Raw genomic sequence first — 1073 nt, 5'->3', positions numbered from 1 at the left:
TAGCTTATGTGGTATTGGGACTAGCGTTTTACTTCCATCCAGTGGTTGAAGGATTGGGTTGAGTTAACACTTAGTGTGTAGAGTTTGATGCATGAAGGTGATGATAAACAAAGCAATGCTCGCCCGGTCGTGGCTACGGGAACGCAAAATTTAAGTGAATAAACTTGTCATCAAAAAAATGGGTCTGAAACCCCGTGCTTCTAGGACGGCTTTGTGTTATCTTCTTTGAAGACGCGATGACCTGAAAAGAAAAGGTGAAAATCCTAGCAGTGGGACGCTTTGGTTAAATGGTAGCTACCCGAAATGGATGCTCGGTCAAAGACTCCAATTCCAGCCCTCTGCAAGCACAAGTCTTTTTGGAGAGCGAATCACAATACTTAAAAAAAAGTAGACTCAATGACATTTTGTCGGAGAGAGTAGAGGCAATTGGCACCGCCAAGTGGGCTATCAACCCCATGTTGGTAGTTGTTACGAGCAATGCCCCAAAAGGGTACCTCCTCTAAAGAATCCTCGCGCCTTTAGGCCGGGGAGTGTCAACATCCCTGTCATCCCAAAAAAATCTGGCTATAGTAAAGCTAGAGGGGTCAATTGTCAATGATAAATCGGTTTGATTCGTAAGACAAATTGATTGGTAAGAAAAATCATGATCTAATCCACCCCTTTAGCCTTTGCCCTTTGCCCTTCATCCACCCATCTAGCTTGAGATTAACCGAGCACGCTGATGGGATGGATGAGCCACTGAGGACATTAAGCCGAGATGCTGGAAGCCGAACAGATATTACATGAGCGCTATCAACTCAAGCAACAACTGGGACATAATGCTGGACGTCAAACTTGGCTAGCTGATGATATAGGAGTGTCACCTCCAGAATTGGTAGTTGTTAAACTGCTGGCATTTGGTGGTGACGTTAATTGGGACGATTTAAAACTCTTTGAGCGAGAAGCACAGGTACTTAAACAGCTCAATCATCCCCGTATTCCCAAGTATCATGATTATTTTAACATTGATGACCGAGTACTCTGGTTTGGCTTGGTACACAACTATATACCTGGCTCCTCCCTCAAGGAACAAC

General features: G+C 44.4%; 1 pseudogene. It reads left to right on the top strand.

Features of this window, described 5'->3' with window-relative positions:
- Positions 1 to 757: 757 nt before the first annotated feature.
- A pseudogene (locus tag F6K49_RS52300) lies at positions 758 to 1073 on the top strand (serine/threonine protein kinase); the annotation flags it as partial.

It is taken from the genome of Moorena sp. SIO3I6, assembly GCF_010672095.1.
This window is presented reverse-complemented; position numbering and strand designations above follow the sequence as displayed.